Source organism: Vibrio bathopelagicus (genome assembly GCF_014879975.1).
Taxonomy (GTDB): Bacteria; Pseudomonadota; Gammaproteobacteria; order Enterobacterales; family Vibrionaceae; genus Vibrio; species Vibrio bathopelagicus.
Genome location: NZ_CP062500.1, coordinates 1,045,782 through 1,061,955, shown reverse-complemented (window position 1 = coordinate 1,061,955; position 16,174 = coordinate 1,045,782). Strand labels below are relative to the sequence as shown.

General features: G+C 45.1%; 15 protein-coding genes, 7 tRNA genes and 1 other RNA gene. 13 read left to right on the top strand and 10 right to left on the bottom strand.

Translation table 11 applies throughout. From position 1 onward, the window contains the following. Positions 1-29: 29 nt before the first annotated feature. On the top strand, positions 30-1,094 hold the full coding sequence (locus tag IHV80_RS04815) for a bifunctional transcriptional activator/DNA repair enzyme AdaA (RefSeq protein ID WP_192890229.1): 1,065 nt from the start codon (positions 30-32) through the stop codon (positions 1,092-1,094). Between the two features lie 108 nt (positions 1,095-1,202). On the opposite strand, the gene ffs is transcribed toward IHV80_RS04815, so the two are convergent. After that, positions 1,203-1,299: signal recognition particle sRNA small type (gene ffs, locus IHV80_RS04810), an RNA gene on the bottom strand. A 244-nt stretch (positions 1,300-1,543) separates the two neighbouring features. Continuing rightward, positions 1,544-2,287, bottom strand: coding sequence for a VP0952 family biofilm-associated protein (locus IHV80_RS04805; protein WP_102560036.1), 744 nt, complete (start codon positions 2,285-2,287; stop codon positions 1,544-1,546). A 51-nt stretch (positions 2,288-2,338) separates the two neighbouring features. Here IHV80_RS04805 and IHV80_RS04800 point away from each other — a divergent pair, with 51 nt between their 5' ends. Beyond that, a complete protein-coding gene (locus IHV80_RS04800) occupies positions 2,339-2,641 on the top strand; it encodes an MGMT family protein (protein WP_192890228.1) in 303 nt (100 codons plus the stop codon). 75 nt (positions 2,642-2,716) lie between these two features. Here the strand turns inward: IHV80_RS04800 and IHV80_RS04795 are convergent, their stop codons facing one another. Further along, complete coding sequence (locus IHV80_RS04795) at positions 2,717-3,157, bottom strand: YbaY family lipoprotein (RefSeq protein ID WP_065103959.1); 441 nt, start codon at positions 3,155-3,157, stop codon at positions 2,717-2,719. Positions 3,158-3,325: 168 nt separating this feature from the next. Here IHV80_RS04795 and tesB point away from each other — a divergent pair, with 168 nt between their 5' ends. After that, positions 3,326-4,186 (top strand): acyl-CoA thioesterase II, encoded by an 861-nt coding sequence (tesB, locus tag IHV80_RS04790; RefSeq protein WP_192890227.1) that lies wholly within the window; start codon positions 3,326-3,328, stop codon positions 4,184-4,186. A gap of 147 nt (positions 4,187-4,333) precedes the next feature. On the opposite strand, the gene IHV80_RS04785 is transcribed toward tesB, so the two are convergent. After that, entirely contained in the window at positions 4,334-4,999 is a 666-nt protein-coding gene (locus IHV80_RS04785) for a hypothetical protein (protein ID WP_192890226.1), read from the bottom strand. A gap of 72 nt (positions 5,000-5,071) precedes the next feature. Beyond that, positions 5,072-5,545 carry an Lrp/AsnC family transcriptional regulator gene (locus tag IHV80_RS04780; RefSeq protein ID WP_318842411.1) on the bottom strand — a complete coding sequence of 158 codons (474 nt, stop codon included), beginning with the start codon at positions 5,543-5,545 and terminating at the stop codon, positions 5,072-5,074. Positions 5,546-5,674: 129 nt separating this feature from the next. Here IHV80_RS04780 and IHV80_RS04775 point away from each other — a divergent pair, with 129 nt between their 5' ends. Then, complete coding sequence (locus IHV80_RS04775) at positions 5,675-6,742, top strand: PLP-dependent cysteine synthase family protein (protein ID WP_192890224.1); 1,068 nt, start codon at positions 5,675-5,677, stop codon at positions 6,740-6,742. Positions 6,743-6,825: 83 nt separating this feature from the next. On the opposite strand, the gene IHV80_RS04770 is transcribed toward IHV80_RS04775, so the two are convergent. Then, on the bottom strand, positions 6,826-7,146 hold the full coding sequence (locus IHV80_RS04770) for a DUF1244 domain-containing protein (RefSeq protein ID WP_004736423.1): 321 nt from the start codon (positions 7,144-7,146) through the stop codon (positions 6,826-6,828). 186 nt (positions 7,147-7,332) lie between these two features. Here IHV80_RS04770 and IHV80_RS04765 point away from each other — a divergent pair, with 186 nt between their 5' ends. After that, entirely contained in the window at positions 7,333-7,926 is a 594-nt protein-coding gene (locus tag IHV80_RS04765) for a thioredoxin domain-containing protein (RefSeq protein ID WP_192890223.1), read from the top strand. Positions 7,927-8,027: 101 nt separating this feature from the next. On the opposite strand, the gene vexH is transcribed toward IHV80_RS04765, so the two are convergent. Beyond that, on the bottom strand, positions 8,028-11,141 hold the full coding sequence (vexH, locus tag IHV80_RS04760) for a vibriobactin export RND transporter permease subunit VexH (RefSeq protein WP_192890222.1): 3,114 nt from the start codon (positions 11,139-11,141) through the stop codon (positions 8,028-8,030). Then, positions 11,141-12,238 carry an efflux RND transporter periplasmic adaptor subunit gene (locus IHV80_RS04755; protein WP_192890719.1) on the bottom strand — a complete coding sequence of 366 codons (1,098 nt, stop codon included), beginning with the start codon at positions 12,236-12,238 and terminating at the stop codon, positions 11,141-11,143. The genes vexH and IHV80_RS04755 overlap by 1 nt, the downstream gene beginning before the upstream one ends. Before the next feature lie 388 nt (positions 12,239-12,626). Here IHV80_RS04755 and IHV80_RS04750 point away from each other — a divergent pair. The 7 genes from IHV80_RS04750 (at position 12,627) to IHV80_RS04720 (ending at position 13,833) form a co-directional block, all read left to right on the top strand. Then, positions 12,627-12,711: transfer RNA gene (locus IHV80_RS04750), tRNA-Tyr, on the top strand. Between the two features lie 102 nt (positions 12,712-12,813). Beyond that, positions 12,814-12,898, top strand: a tRNA-Tyr gene (locus IHV80_RS04745). A gap of 102 nt (positions 12,899-13,000) precedes the next feature. Continuing rightward, a tRNA-Tyr gene (locus IHV80_RS04740) sits at positions 13,001-13,085 on the top strand. Positions 13,086-13,187: 102 nt separating this feature from the next. Then, positions 13,188-13,272, top strand: a tRNA-Tyr gene (locus IHV80_RS04735). 102 nt (positions 13,273-13,374) lie between these two features. Then, positions 13,375-13,459, top strand: a tRNA-Tyr gene (locus tag IHV80_RS04730). 102 nt (positions 13,460-13,561) lie between these two features. After that, positions 13,562-13,646 (top strand) — tRNA-Tyr (locus IHV80_RS04725). A gap of 102 nt (positions 13,647-13,748) precedes the next feature. Next, positions 13,749-13,833: transfer RNA gene (locus IHV80_RS04720), tRNA-Tyr, on the top strand. Positions 13,834-13,976: 143 nt separating this feature from the next. On the opposite strand, the gene IHV80_RS04715 is transcribed toward IHV80_RS04720, so the two are convergent. Both IHV80_RS04715 and IHV80_RS04710 read right to left on the bottom strand, forming a co-directional pair. After that, positions 13,977-14,138: a hypothetical protein gene (locus IHV80_RS04715; protein WP_192890221.1), complete on the bottom strand. Its 162-nt coding sequence runs from the start codon at positions 14,136-14,138 to the stop codon at positions 13,977-13,979. 324 nt (positions 14,139-14,462) lie between these two features. Next, complete coding sequence (locus tag IHV80_RS04710; protein ID WP_192890220.1) at positions 14,463-15,371, bottom strand: Tim44 domain-containing protein; 909 nt, start codon at positions 15,369-15,371, stop codon at positions 14,463-14,465. A gap of 197 nt (positions 15,372-15,568) precedes the next feature. Here IHV80_RS04710 and IHV80_RS04705 point away from each other — a divergent pair, with 197 nt between their 5' ends. Continuing rightward, positions 15,569-16,159, top strand: coding sequence for a TetR/AcrR family transcriptional regulator (locus tag IHV80_RS04705; protein ID WP_017110059.1), 591 nt, complete (start codon positions 15,569-15,571; stop codon positions 16,157-16,159). Positions 16,160-16,174: the final 15 nt, after the last annotated feature.

The following is a 16,174-nucleotide window of genomic DNA, read 5'->3' as shown; positions in this document are numbered from 1 at the left end:
TAGACCAGTAATTGAGTAGAGATTGAGCCATGCCAATGCCACCAGAGATCGAAATGAGAAAAGCGATAGCCGTCAGAGACCAGTCTTTCGATGGGCAATTTTTCTATGGTGTTATCACAACGGGCGTTTATTGCTTGCCATCGTGTTCGGCGCGACCGGCCAAACCTGAGAACTTAAGGTTCTTTGAAAGCATCGAAATGGCGATGTTAGCAGGCTTTAGGCCATGCAAACGCTGCCACCCTTTTCCGGGAAACTCTCGAGTGGTAAAATTGGTCGAGGTTGCACGCTACATTGAAGCACACGCCGATGAGAAACTCACACTTTCTAGCTTAAGTGAAATTGCGGAGCTGTCTCCCTCACGATTACAAAGACTGTTCAAAGAAGCATTCGGGGTGTCGCCTAAAGCGTATCAAGATGCAGCTCGAATGCGTCACTTCAAGCGCTCTCTAAAGCAAGGGGATGGCGTTACCGATGCAATCTACGCTTCTGGTTTTGGCTCTATCAGTCGTGTATATGGAGAAGCAACTCGCAACATCGGTATGGCGCCAAAAGCCTATCGAGCGGGAGGTGCAGGCGAGACGATCAATTACGCATGCCGCCAAACTACACTCGGTTTCATGATGATGGCCGCGACCGATAACGGCGTCTGTTTCGTGCAATTTGGTGACAATGAGCAAGCACTATTAGAGCAATTAAGTAGTGAATTTCCAAAAGCTGAGCTGACAATTTCCGCTTCGCAAGATACGCCCGAATTGGATTTCTGGATAGAAGCTCTCGATCAACACATAAGCCAAGGCGCCCCAAGACCTGACTTACCACTCGATATTCGAGGAACCGCATTTCAGATTAAGGTATGGCAATTTTTATTGAGTATTAAAGAAGGTGATCTCATCAGCTACAGTGAGGTGGCTGATGAGATCGACAAACCAAAAGCCGTTCGAGCTGTGGCATCTGCTTGTGGTAAAAACCGGATTGGCGTGCTGATACCTTGTCATCGTGTGCTAAGAAGCAACGGTGAGCTAGGTGGCTATCGCTGGGGATTAGAACGTAAACGCGTATTGTTAGATAAAGAGCGATTAGAGCGAGACAAGTAAGATCTAGGGGCGCAGATGAATAAACTTGAAGGCGTTATTTGAAAACTACAATTAAAAGCTTCAAATAGCAAAAAACCGCTCATTAAGAGCGGCTTTTTATATGGGTGGAAGCCCCAGCCACATCCCGGCACACACGTCGCCTGCTGCGGCTGCTCCCTTCCAGGCCTGACCGAGTTCACAAGTTAGTGTTGCGGGAGGACCAGAGCCTCCATAGATTCTTTTTCTAAGAGGCTTGCCTCAAAGAGTGATTGGATTATTAAGCATCGCAGCAACCATTGCAAGCACAAAGCGACTCTTTTTAAACAAATGTGGTTTAAGTGATTACCCTTTACCCAACACACCGTAAAACTGTCGGATAAAGCATCAGCTTTGTCTTTGTTTCATAACGCATTCATTCAAGTCACATGTGCTCGCTTTTATCCTTACGAACAGAATATCATTCACTTCAGCTAAAGGTCTGCGTCTTCGTTCTCTTCCGTTCGGATGATGTAGTCTGTCATCCATGCGGTGCCCAACAAGCATAACCACACCACAAAGACTGGGCTTGGTACCTCAATGCTGGGTGTAATGACCAAAGCCGCAAAGCCAACAGTCGGCAATGTCCAACACAGTAACTTATTCCAACGGAAGGTCTTCAAGCGAGTAAGTGTTTCCATCGATGCCATAATACCGGTAACACACAAGGCAACCAAAGCCGCGTAAGGTAAATCGGCGATCCATAATGGAAGAATCAAACCTAATGACCACCAGCTGTGACGGCTGGCGGGCTTAAGGTGATTCGCCGCCCACCAAATCATGATAATCGACAAGGTTTGCAGCGTGGTAATCCAAGGTGCACCATCAAGCTTACCCGCAGATTGGGTCACCATAATACCAACTTGTAAGGTCGCGACAATTAATCCCGAAATAATAACAACCGACAAGCTACTGCGTTTTGAAAAGACCACCATCAATAATGGGAATAGCACCCACGCACTCACAGAGAGTGTGATGGGTTGTAGGGGCAGCGTTAAGCCGTAGGTCGTCATGGAAACAAGCAGAACTAATCCTGCAATGCCGCCCTGCGGTAATATCCATAATGCAGGAATGACCATTGCAAGCACTGGGATATCTCCCTCACTTAAACTGATTGCTCTCGCACAAACAACGGCTAATAATGTGGTTATCAAGAACTGAAACGTTGAAAATACCATAGCCCTCTCCTTCTACCGATCCGTGGTATTAATGAACTAGGAATTTTTAGTATGGACCAATTTTTGTCCCAAATCTTTGCAGTGATTCACCAAATTCCATATGGAAAAGTAACAACTTATGGAGACATAGCACGTTTTTCAGGTTTTCCGGGGTATGCACGACATGTAGGTAGAGCATTAGGAAACTTACCGGAAGGTAGCAAACTGCCTTGGTATCGAGTGATCAACAGTAAGGGTGAACTTTCTTTGAAAGGTGATTCGTTTGATCGCCAAAAGAAGCGTCTTGTCGAAGAAGGGATTGAAGTGAGCGACGCAGGAAAGGTGAAACTCAGAATATACAAATGGCAGCCCTAGAGCTGCCACTAATCGCCAATTCAACTGGCTAAGTTAATCCAATCAAGATGCCTTAACAGCGGCATCCATTTCTAATTAACGAACACCAACCAAGCGTAGGTCTGCTTGTTGCGTGTTTTCTACGTCGGTAATCACTGACTTAATCGTGTCAGTAGTGAAACGCAGTTTACCGTCAACGTGAATCGTTGCGCGCATGTTGTAACGGTGGTTCGGTTGGATCTTGTTGTTGTCGTAGCTCAACTCGAATGCAAACGGTACTTGCTTACCATCGGTAGTGAATTCTTGAGTCGCGATAACGGTCGATGGCGCGTCAGCCAGTGAAATATCTTCTAGCGTTACGGTAACCACTGCATTCTCGGGCAATGCAATTCTTTCGCGATAGCTTACTGTTCCTGAAATCACTTGAGCGTTCTCTGCAACCACTTCCTGAGAAGTGTTCGTTTCTGATGTTGCTTGGCAACCAACAAGTAGGCCAAACGATACTAAAGACGTAATAAGAATTAGAGCCTTTTTCATATTCAATTTCTCTCAACATGTTTGCCGGACTCGGCAAATCTACTCATCAATTATAAGAGAGCTTTCATATTCTGTCTTGAAACCCTATGATTTATTGACAGATATCTGACTAAGCTGAATGATTAACACAATAATCTGACATCCATTTTACCAAGAGGCATGCTGGCGATGAGTCAACCTTTGCAAGAATTATTAAGTTTACTCCAGCTAGAGAAGCTGGAAGAAGGTCTGTTCCGCGGGCAAAGTGAGAACCTCGGCCTACCACAGGTTTATGGTGGTCAAGTATTAGGGCAAGCGCTATCTGCGGCTCGTTATACCGTTCAAGACGACCGCAGTGTTCACTCGTTCCACAGTTATTTTCTATTTCCTGGTGACCCTGAAAAGCCCATTATTTACGATGTTGAGAACCTAAGAGATGGACGCAGCTTCAGCACGCGCCGTGTTAAAGCGATTCAAAATGGCCGCCCTATTTTCTATCTCACGGCTTCTTACCATGGTGATGCTCCAGGTTTTGAACATCAGAATGAAATGCCAAACATCCCAGGCCCAGAGAACTTTGCATCTGAAACTGAGCTAGCGAGCCATATTGCTGAGTTCTTGCCTGAAAAACTGCGTAAGACTTTTTGTGGCGAAAAGCCGATTGAAATGCGCCCTGTTACTGTCGTTAACCCACTGAAGCCTAAAAAGGCCGAAGCAAAGCAATATCTGTGGGTGAGAGCGAATGGTGCGTTGCCAGATAACCAGCTCATTCACCAATATTTGCTTGCTTACGCGTCAGATTGGGGGTTCTTGGTTACTGCGCTTCACCCACATGAAGTTTCAATCATGACACCAAACTTCCAAGTCGCGACGATTGATCATTCAATCTGGTTCCATCGCCCATTCAAGATGGACGAATGGTTGCTTTATGCGATTGAGAGCCCGACAGCAGCAAACACTCGTGGCCTAGTGCGCGGCGAGATCTTCAATCAAAAAGGCGAATTAGTCGCGACTGCGGTTCAAGAAGGTGTGATGCGCTTTACTAAGTAATGAGTAGACGTTTTTTACAAACAATACACCAGCACCAGCACCAGCACCAGCACCAGCACCAGCCAACAATAAGGGGCTAGGTATAACCTAGCCCCTTTTCTTTTCCATAACGCCAAGCAAAGGCTGTTACTCAATAGTCAACAATCTCTATTCAGTCTCTAGCGTAGGCTCAAATTCACCTTGCACTCGCGTTTTAATGCCATCGCCCGCATCTCTAAGCAAGTTAAACGGGGATAGCACAACTCCTTTCACCGCACCTTCTGCAGCGCCCTGAGCTAGTTCCTTACTCTTATCAGCTAACAAATTAGCCTGTGCCAAAATACCCGGCACTTCCGCTCTTAGCATTTCAGACTCAGTCACAATCACAGGGATAGTCTGCTCGCGGTAGGACTTACTTTCAGCCAACACAGGAGGAACAACATCAATTCGGTAGCTTTTCATTTCTGAAAGCGTTGGAGGGATAACATCCACCCTCACATTTTCGACTTCAGTGCGTACATTTTTTACTTCTTCGAGAATACTTGGAATCTTACTGTCGACAGAGACAATAGTTTGATTGACTTGGTCCACTGTCTTTCTCACGTCTTCGACAGTATCTAAAACTTGTGGAGCAAGCTCGTCGACATGAGCTGCAAACTCTAGCCATTCTTCGACTTTAAGGCCTTTGGTCAAGACAGATAAGTCTTCGATAACCTGCGGATAAGTATCGACGATATCACCGACTTTATTGGTAAACGAATAGATGGTGTAGCCTAAGTAAAAAATGGCGATGGCTAACACTAATTGGATCGCGGTAGAGATTTTTGCAAACATGAATAATCCTTTTCTTTATCGCAGAGGCGATGTCTAAACTGAGACAAGATGTAACGTGAGGCTAGGTATAGTTTAAAGCGGTAGAGCTGTCGTGTACTTCAATGGTTCCATAGCAAACGTCGAGGTCACATTCGAGATACCATCAATACTATTCACCAAACGCTTGTAGAAATCATCAAAGCACTTCATGTCTTTAACCTGAACCTTCATCATATAATCATACTCGCCAGCCATTCGATAGAACTCCATCACTTCTGGAAAGTCCGACACAGTATTCACAAAGCGCCCATACCACTCATGAGAATGGTTGCTTGTTTTCACCAATACGAACGCGGTAAAAGCAAGATCAAGCTTCTCAGGGTTCAGCAACGCCACTCTTTTTTCAATAATACCGTTCTCTTCAAGACGCTTCAGTCTTTTCCAACAGGGAGTGGTTGTTAGGTTGACCGCCTCTGAAATATCGTTCAATGACAGCGTGCTGTCTTCTTGCAGCAAACCTAATATTTTTTTATCTACGGCATCTATCACACTTTCACCAAATCGCATTTAAAGAGAATAATTTTCTACATTTTAGTCAGAACAAAGCAAATATGGCAAAGTTTTTCTCTCGAATTCTAGATAAATTAGAACCATACCAATTACAAAAAATTCCTACACAAGATCAGGAGAACGCTTATGTGCACTGACCATCAATGGATTAACAACGCGATTCGTAAAATTGAAGCCGACTACCAACGCTCAGCGGATACGCACCTTATCAAGCTAGACCTTCCAAGCATCGAAGGCATTGATATCTACCTTAAAGATGAAAGCACACACCCAACAGGCTCTTTGAAGCACCGTTTAGCGCGTTCTCTGTTCTTATACGCGATTTGTAACGGTTGGGTTGGCCCAGAAACAACGATCATTGAATCTTCATCTGGCAGCACAGCTGTGTCTGAGGCGTACTTTGCTCGCCTGCTTGGTCTTCCATTTATTGCGGTAATGCCTAAGTGCACAGCGAAGAAAAAAATTGAGCAAATTGAATTCTATGGCGGCCAAGCGCACCTTGTTGACCGCTCAGATGAAATTTACGATGAATCTCGTCGTTTAGCAGCGGAACTAAATGGTCATTACATGGACCAATTTACTTACGCTGAGCGTGCAACCGACTGGCGTGGTAACAACAACATCGCGAACTCGATTTTCAACCAAATGCAGATGGAAGATCACCCGGTTCCAGCTTGGGTTGTAATGAGCCCAGGTACTGGTGGTACTTCAGCAACGATCGGTCGTTTCATTCGTTACCAACAGCATGAAACTAAACTATGCGTTGTCGACCCTGAGAACTCTGTATTCCACGAATACTTCCAAACAGGCAATGCGAACGTGAAAGGCAGCACATTCAGCAAGATTGAAGGCATTGGCCGTCCACGTGCAGAACCAAGCTTCATTCCAGGTGTGGTTGACGAAATGCGTAAGATCCCAGACGCAGCAAGCATCGCAACCACACATTGGTTGTCTGACATTCTTGGTCGTAAGGTTGGCGCATCAACAGGTACCAATATGTACGGTGTGCTTCAGCTAGCAAGTGAGATGAAAGCGCGTGGTGAGAAAGGTTCTATCGTGACTTTGCTATGTGATAGCGGCGAACGTTACCTAGACACTTACTTCAACGATGAGTGGGTAAACAACAACATTGGTGACCTACAACCGTACGCGGCAAAGCTAGAAGCTTTCTCGCAAACCGGTGAGCTAGCGTAAGCCCGAGAATAAGCACCCGTTCCAAAATAAAAAGAGCCCTGACGGGCTCTTTTTATGTGTCATTCGTAACCGATGAAACAAGATTATTCTGGTTTTTGCTTCGCTTCAAATGCAGCCAGTTGTTCTGGTGTCGCTTTGGGTTGGTGGTTTTGTTTCCACTCATCGTAAGTCATGCCATACACGCGCTCACGAGCATCATCGATATCAAGATCTAAACCTTGTTGTTCAGCTTCCGCTTTGTACCACTTGCTGAAACAGTTACGGCAGAAGCCAGCCAAGATCATTAGGTCGATGTTCTGCACATCTTTATTGTTATCTAGGTGTGCTAATAGGCGACGAAAGGTTGCTGCATCCAGCTTATCTTGTTCTTCTTGAGAAAGATCTTTGTATTTAAATTCAGCCACTTTAGTGTCCCTTAATAGTTTTCATTTTTTAATGTGTTGAGCAGATATTGTTATACAAAAAAAGACCGCATTTCGCTAGGAGCAAACACAGGCTTTTCAAAACATTCATCAATAAACCAATACAAAGCCTATTGCACCTTGTGTGATGGGCATTTTTTGTCACTACACCGATAAACCGGAACTCCCATGAAACGATTACAAAACGTATTTATCCTGTTAGCTTCTCTTATTCTAAGCGCTGCGACTTGTGCGTCTCCAACAGAGGGAAAACAATACACGGTTCTGGATAAGCCTTATTCGACCGAGTATCAAGTAGACAAGTTCTTTTCATTGACCTGCATGCCTTGTTGGCAGATGACGGAGTTGCTCAAAGATAAAGAAGCTTCTGGTGAGCTAACATTGCATCGTACTCACGTGATTTTTAACGACTCGACCTTACAAGCGGCAAGTCTTTACTACACCGTTTTGGCTCAAAAACCGGATCTATCTCATGAGCTTTTGAGTGAATTGTTTTCGTTGGTTCAAACTAACAATCCGCTTCAAGAAACGGATATTGACCACTTTTTCAAAGAACATAACCTTGTGAAACAAGAAGACATGACTCAAGACCAACAACAGCTCTGGGCCAAGTTTATGGAAGATGCTGTTTCAAAGACAGAGCAAGCGTCGATTAGCAGTATTCCGAGCTTTATTATTAATGGGTGCTATATGGTGAAACTAAGAGGCCACCGCTCTATGGAAGAACTGCTCAAAACCATTCAGTACCTAAGCGAGCAATAGAGTCTCATTTCCTTTCAGACACCATTCTCAGCACCCCAAAAAAAAGCCCGACAACGAGCAAGTTGTCGGGCTTGTTTAATAAATGTCAGTCGCGAATCCGCTTAACCGTGACTGGTTCTTCCCACGTTATCATGGCTGAGTTCTTTATTTAGAACCGCTTCCACGTGACCTGGAGAACGCGTAGAGCCAGAAATCAGTCGGTACATCGCAGGGATAACGAACAGAGTAACCAAAGTCGCGAAGCCCATACCGAAGAAGATAACCGTACCCACTGCTACTCGACTTTCATAACCCGCGCCTGTTGAAGTAATCAATGGAATTGCACCTGCTAGCGTGGTAAACGCGGTCATCATGATTGGACGCAAACGTCGAGCCGAAGCATCAATAATCGCCTTTTCAAACTCAATACCACGGTCACGAAGTTGGTTGGCAAATTCTACGATCAAGATACCGTTTTTGGTTACCATACCGATCAACATGATCATACCAATCTGGCTGTATACGTTGAGTCCTTGACTCATCAGTACTAAGCCTAAGAAGCCACCAAAGATACCCATGGGCACGGTGAACATCACCACCAACGGGTTAATGAAGCTTTCAAACTGCGCGGCCAATACCAAGTACGCTACCAACATCGCTAGCGCAAACACCACTAGGATGCTCGATTGGTTCTCTTTGAAGTCTTTAGACTCGCCAGAGTAGCTCACAGAGATATCACCCGGTAGCTGCTCAATCGCTTGTTCATCAAGGAAATCTAGAGCATCGCCCAGCGTGTAACCTTCCATTAGGTTAGCTTTGATGGTGACCGACTTCTGCTTGTTGTAGTGCGACAAACGAATCGATGATGCCACTTCTTCAATGTGCGTCAGTGTATCGAGCGTAACAAGCTCGCCAGACTGAGTTCGCATGTAGATTTGGCTTAAGTCATTGGCGTTATTAAAGCTGTTTTCATCACCACGTAAGTAAACATCGTACTCTTCACCACGGTCAACGAAGGTCGTTTCACTGCGGCCGCCAAGCATGATTTCTAACGTATCTGAAATATCCGACACGCTTACACCCAACTCAGCTGCACGCTGCTTGTCTACGGTAACCAATAACTCTGGTGTCTTCTCAGAGTAATCGATGTCCGCACCTTCCATCATTGGAGAGTCTTCAGCCGCTTGCTTTAATAACTCTGCCCATTTTTGAAGTTCAGTGTAATCAGAACCGCCAAGAACAAATTGAACTGGCTCACTTGAACCACCTTTGAAGCCAGGCATGAATGGGAATACACGCACATCAGGAATGCCATTCAAAGATTTTCGAACTTCATTCAAGGCTTCTTGCGCCGTGACATCACGTTCGTCCCAATCTTCTAAGATCATGATAACGAAGCCAGTTTGGTCGCCCGCATTACCACCAAACGCTGGTGATTGAATGCTGAATGATTTCAAGAAACCTTGACCAAGCAACGGCATTAGGCGCTCTTCAACGATGTCCATGTTGGCAGACATACGGTTATAACTAGTTGCATCAGCACCACGAACAAACGCAAATATAACACCACGGTCTTCTTGTGGAGTTAGTTGCGACGGCACTTGTTGCATCAAGCCATAACTACCGCCCATACACGCAATAATAATGATTGGAGCAGCCCAACGCCAAGAAAGTGCACGGCGTAATACGGCTTTGTATCCAAGTTCTAGCTTGCCAAACACGCGTTCAACAAATCGATTGAAACGGTTCGGTTTCACATTCGCTTTCAGAATCTTACTGCCCAGAACTGGCGTTAGCGTTAATGCCACAACAGACGAGAAGATCACCGACATCGCCAACAGTACCGAGAACTCAGTAAACAAAAGCCCTACCATGCCATCCATGAATGAGATTGGTAGGAACACCATTACCAGTACTAGAGTGGTTGCGATTACCGCAAAGCCTACTTCACGTGTCCCTTTATAAGCGGCAAGCAGTGGCGATTCGCCGCGTTCAATGTGGTGGAAAATATTCTCGACAACCACGATTGCATCATCGACCACCAAACCGATCGACAGGATAAGTGCCATCAAGGTAATCAGGTTGATAGAGAAGCCGAAGTAGTACGCCGCAATAAACGACGAAATCAAAGATACAGGCACCGTCACCGCTGGGATTAACGTTGCGCGCGCTTGGCCGATAAAGACATAAAGCACGAGAATAACCAAGCCACCCGTAATAAAGAGTGTGCTGTATACCTCTGAAATCGAACGATCAATAAAGACGGTTGAATCATAATCCACCGCTAGACGAGTACCGTCAGGCAAGAACTTTTGAATCGCCTCAACTTCTTTATGTACTAAGTCAGCAACCTCAAGTGGGTTGGCATCTGACTGAGGCACAATACCCATACTAACGTTAACAACACCATCGCTCTTAAAGGTCGAGTTTTCGTTTTCAGCGCCAATGTAAACATCCGCTACGTCTTTCAGATATATAGGTGTGTTGTCAGAAGCACGCTTAACAACAAGGTACTCAAAATCTTCAGCTTGGGTATACGAACGAGCCGTACGAACCGACATCACAATCGCATCGTTACGAACTTCACCACCCGGGCTTTCAATGTTCTCACTGTTTAATGCAGAGGTGATGTCCGAGGTAGTGACGCCACGACCAGCCATCTGCGCAGGTTTCAGCTTCACGTACATTACTTTGTACAAACCGCCAGAAATATCCACCGAGCTCACACCAGAGATCAAACTAAAGCGGTCAATCAATACACGCTCGGTGTAATCGGTTAACTGCGTTCGGTCCATCTCCGTCGAGCTTAAGTTGATGTAGACCGAAGCTTCACCACTACCGTTGTTCTTATAAACAATGGGGTCGTCGGCTTCATCGGGCAATGAACGCTGCGCACGAGCTACGGCATCACGAACATCACTAACACCGGTATTGAGGTCGTAACCAAGCTCAAAAGTAATCGTGATACGCGACATACCGTTACGCGTTGTGGATTCGATCTCATCGATACCACTGATACCGGAGAGTTGGTCTTCGAGATTGGAGGTTATTTGGCTTTCAATGATGGTGGCTGATGCACCTTCATAGCGAGTACTGATCGACACCACTGGGCTTTCGATGTCGGGCATCTCTCGAACAGCCAGCTTATTAAACGATACAATACCAAACACAACCAAGAGCAAGCTCAATACGATAGCCGCTACTGGTCTCTTTACAGAAACATCAGATAACAACATTAGTTCGCACCTTCTTGTGTTGCTGTATTGCCATCAAAATTAGCGGTATCGCCGTCAAGTTTAGCTGGGTGATTAACGGCAAGTTCTTGAACCAACACACCATCGCGCATGTTCACGATGCCTTGCACCACGATCTTCTGACCAATCTCAATACCTTTATCAATCACGACTTCGTTATCGATACGCGCACCCAAGAACACTTCTGTTCGAGTTGCTTTGTTGTCTTCACCAATCACATAAACAAAACGCTTCGTACCTGAGTACTCCAACGCTTGAACAGGGATAATCGGTGCTTCGACTGGTGGGAAATCCATATCAGCGGCCACTAACATACCTGGCTTCAAGTAATCATTGTTGTTATCAAAGTGGATTCGAACTCGTAAGTTCAGGGTTTCAGCGTTGATACGTGAATCAATACCAACCACAGTACCCGTGAACTGAGTCTCACCCCACGCACTGGTGCGAGCCGTTACTGTCATGCCTTTGGACAGTTTCGAAAGGTAACGCTCGGGGATTTGAAGATCTAACTGCATCACTGATAAATCATCTAAGGTCACAAGCTCAGTGCCTGATGTCACCATTTTACCGCGGCTAAAGTCGATAAAACCGACGGTGCCAGAGAAAGGTGCGCTGATATGAAGATCTTTAAGGTTGGCATTTGCGGCCGCCAATCGAGCATTGGCGATTTCAACATTGGTTTTCTGCGCGTCAATTTCAGTTTGCGTGATCGCATTACGTTTCACTAGTCGTTGGAATTCCGCTAGCTTACGTTTCTCATCTTTTAGGTACGCTTGCGCTTCTGCAACCGCAGCCTTGGCTTTGTCGTCATCTAATTGAACCAACATTTGCCCTTTAGTCACATCTTGATTGGCTTTGATGTTAATAGAGTCAACTCTGCCCGCTACTTCAGAAGTAATGATTACAGATTGCTCGGCTTCTAACTTACCAACCAAAGAAAGAGATTGGCTAACTTGGTGAATATCAACCTGCTCAGTAACAACCGTCACAGTACTAGGCCCCTGACGTTTTGCGAGTACGGCTGGAGACGCCATAAGAATAGACAAGCTAAGCAGGGTTAAAACAGATTTACGCTTCATAATAATGGTCTGCAAGTAAGATTTAATATCTATAAATGAAATTAACCGTATTCTATCAACTGATGAATGCTGTAACGTCAAGAAGTGTAAATCTAGATTAAATTCCATTTACGTTTCCTAGCGAATTCCACAAATCAAACACAGTACAGAAAGCCAGTTACCTCAAGGTGTTACCTATTAATACGTAAACCTTAGTACAGATGTTCACTTCCCGAGCAATATGCGTACTTTTCGCCATCTTTGCCCAAAAAGGCAGCATTCAACACAAAACCATAAGAAAAACTCTTTACAGGTTTAACGTGTTTGCTATGATGCGCTCCGCACTTGAGAGATGCGTTGGGAAAAACATCTCTTTAGCCTATCCATTATGAGTTAGGAAAAACACCCTGGAGGGGTTCCCGAGTGGCCAAAGGGAGCAGACTGTAAATCTGCCGGCTCCGCCTTCGATGGTTCGAATCCGTCTCCCTCCACCATATTCTTCTTACCTCTTTTAAGAGTTAAGAGAACAACCTAGTTGATGGGCTTATGGGAAAACATCAATTTAGGCTTACTTTGTGAAGAGTAAGACACACCCTGGAGGGGTTCCCGAGTGGCCAAAGGGAGCAGACTGTAAATCTGCCGGCACTGCCTTCGATGGTTCGAATCCGTCTCCCTCCACCATATTCTTCTTACCTCTTTTAAGAGTTAAGAGAACAACCTAGTTGATGGGCTTATGGGAAAACATCAATTTAGGCTTACTTTGTGAAGAGTAAGACACACCCTGGAGGGGTTCCCGAGTGGCCAAAGGGAGCAGACTGTAAATCTGCCGGCACTGCCTTCGATGGTTCGAATCCGTCTCCCTCCACCATATTCTTCTTACCTCTTTTAAGAGTTAAGAGAACAACCTAGTTGATGGGCTTATGGGAAAACATCAATTTAGGCTTACTTTGTGAAGAGTAAGACACACCCTGGAGGGGTTCCCGAGTGGCCAAAGGGAGCAGACTGTAAATCTGCCGGCACTGCCTTCGATGGTTCGAATCCGTCTCCCTCCACCATATTCTTCTTACCTCTTTCGAGAGTTAAGAGAACAACCTAGTTGATGGGCTTATGGGAAAACATCAATTTAGGCTTACTTTGTGAAGAGTAAGACACACCCTGGAGGGGTTCCCGAGTGGCCAAAGGGAGCAGACTGTAAATCTGCCGGCACTGCCTTCGATGGTTCGAATCCGTCTCCCTCCACCATATTCTTCTTACCTCTTTCGAGAGTTAAGAGAACAACCTAGTTGATGGGCTTATGGGAAAACATCAATTTAGGCTTACTTTGTGAAGAGTAAGACACACCCTGGAGGGGTTCCCGAGTGGCCAAAGGGAGCAGACTGTAAATCTGCCGGCACTGCCTTCGATGGTTCGAATCCGTCTCCCTCCACCATATTCTTCTTACCTCTTTCGAGAGTTAAGAGAACAACCTAGTTGATGGGCTTATGGGAAAACATCAATTTAGGCTTACTTTGTGAAGAGTAAGACACACCCTGGAGGGGTTCCCGAGTGGCCAAAGGGAGCAGACTGTAAATCTGCCGGCACTGCCTTCGATGGTTCGAATCCGTCTCCCTCCACCATATTCTCCTTAATTGGAAAATCGAAAAGCCAACTCATTGAGTTGGCTTTTTTCGTTTCTGAGCTTTGTATCTTTATAAACACTGCCCTCAACTTCCTAAACATCAACCTACTACTACAAAAAAGACTAAGCGATCTAGCTCATTCAAACATCAGTGATCCATACTTCAGCATAACGCTCACAAACCAGACAAGCAGCGTAGCCTAAACAACTGGTCGATACATATTCTTCGCATTCATTCGCAATTACCTGTTTCTGCTGCAAAGTAATCTCAGACTCCAATACGAGTTCAAAGAACTTTGTCATTGCTAATTACATCCAAATAAAATCAGTCGATTACCTTCAGCTTAATCCACTCTTTGAGCAAGATGCATCTCTTAATATTTGTCGTGATGACACTCTTCCTCCACTCATGTTCTTTGTCTGTTCCGCACTTTTCGTCATATTGGCATTGCCCCCGTGAAACTAAAACTCTCCCCCACAAGCTCAAAGCCAACTTCCCTGCAGCGACTTACAGATACATATCATTAAACACAAAAAAGCCCCTGCTGATTTCTCAGCAGGGGCTTTCTATTATTGGGTGTCATTCCTAATAACTACATCATATTGATGTTTAGTTAACTCTTGGAATTAGCCTTGGATACCAACAATTAACCAAGGCGCATTGTCAGTAGTTAGATCACGCTCTAAGTGCCAGATATCTGTAATATCTTCTTCAACACCATCCGCAGTATCACGGTAACGACCGCTAAACTGTAGGCTTAATTGAGCCTTGCTACCGTCATGGTCAGCACGAACGATTTCAGCATCAACGTACATTACGTCTGTATGTTGCTCGCCAGAAAGCTTATCACGCTCAGCTTTCAGGTCTTCGAATAGGCTTGGAGAAACGTATTCTTCAATTGTATTCAACTCGTTGTGGTTCCATGCACCTTGCAGTGTACGGTAGTGTTCACGCGAGCCATTGATGAAAGCTGCTTGATCAAAGCCCGGTGGGTAATTGTGTGGAACATCGCTTTGCGCACCAAAACCAAAGCCGCCAGCAGCGCCTTGAGATTGAGGTTGTGCTTGCTCGAAGTTATGAACATTAGGCTTTTGCTGCGGTTGTTCAAACTTGTTCTGACCCATGCCGCCGAATGCTGGCTGTTGGCCACGTGCATTCTGCTGATTCATGGAGCCTTGCTTCGCCCCCAACATTCCGCGTAGGAATTTGAACGCAAGGAAAGCAATCAGACCCATAATCAGAATATCCATAAACTGAATACCTTCAAATGCGCCACCGAAGAATGCAGCTAATAGACCACCAGCAAGCAAACCACCTAGCAGACCACCCATAAGGCCTTTCTTGCTAGAGTTAGCTGCTGTGTTCTTACCAGTTTGATCTTGTCGGATCGAATTCGTATTTTGTTGCTTTGGTGCTGGAGCCGTTTTAAAGCTTTTGCCAAATGACTTACCACCACCAAACTTTTTCGCTTCCGCGATTGGCGTCACCGCGACTGTTACCAACAGGATCGCGACTAGTGAGAAAAATCGTTTCATTATTATCCTTTATAGGTTTCTTTATCTTTCGACACCTTAATCATACTCGTTAACAAAGAACAATGAAATATTCACGGCGTTTACACATGTATCATAATATTGCGGTTATTAATTGTTTACTAATGTAGCTAAAGGATTGACGGCACTCTGGGGCAGCATTAAAATATTGAACGATGTTCATTTACTAGATACTACTCATGGCACGAAGAAACGATCACACTCGAGAACAACTGGTTCAGCTCACCTTAAAGACAGTGACGGACTTCCTAGAAGAGCACTCTTATCACGAGTTAAGTTTACGAAAAATCGCCAATATGATTGGGTATGTACCTAGTACTCTTGTGAATGTGTTTGGTAACTATAACCTGTTGCTTTTGCACGTTGTCGCTCAAACACTAGACGAACTAGCCTCTGAATCCGCATCAGCCGTAGAAAAATCAAGTAATCCACAGCAAGCTTTATTCAACCTCGCTTATTGCTACCACGACTACGCACAGAAAAATCCTCATCGCTGGCAGCTTATCTTCGAACACAACATGAATGGTGAAAACCTTCCTGAGTGGCAATCTAATCGAATCGATAAAATGACGGGCATGCTAGAGCAATTATTAATGGCCATTGCGCCTGAACACACCGAAAGTGAAGTTGTGAAAGCAAGCCGTGTGTTATGGTCTGGTGTTCACGGAATAACCCTGCTGAGTGTTGATGATAAATTTTTCGCTTCTGAACCCATTGATGGTAAAGAACTGATTAATAACCTAATCTCAAACTACCTCACTAACTGGTAATCATCGAAGGATAGA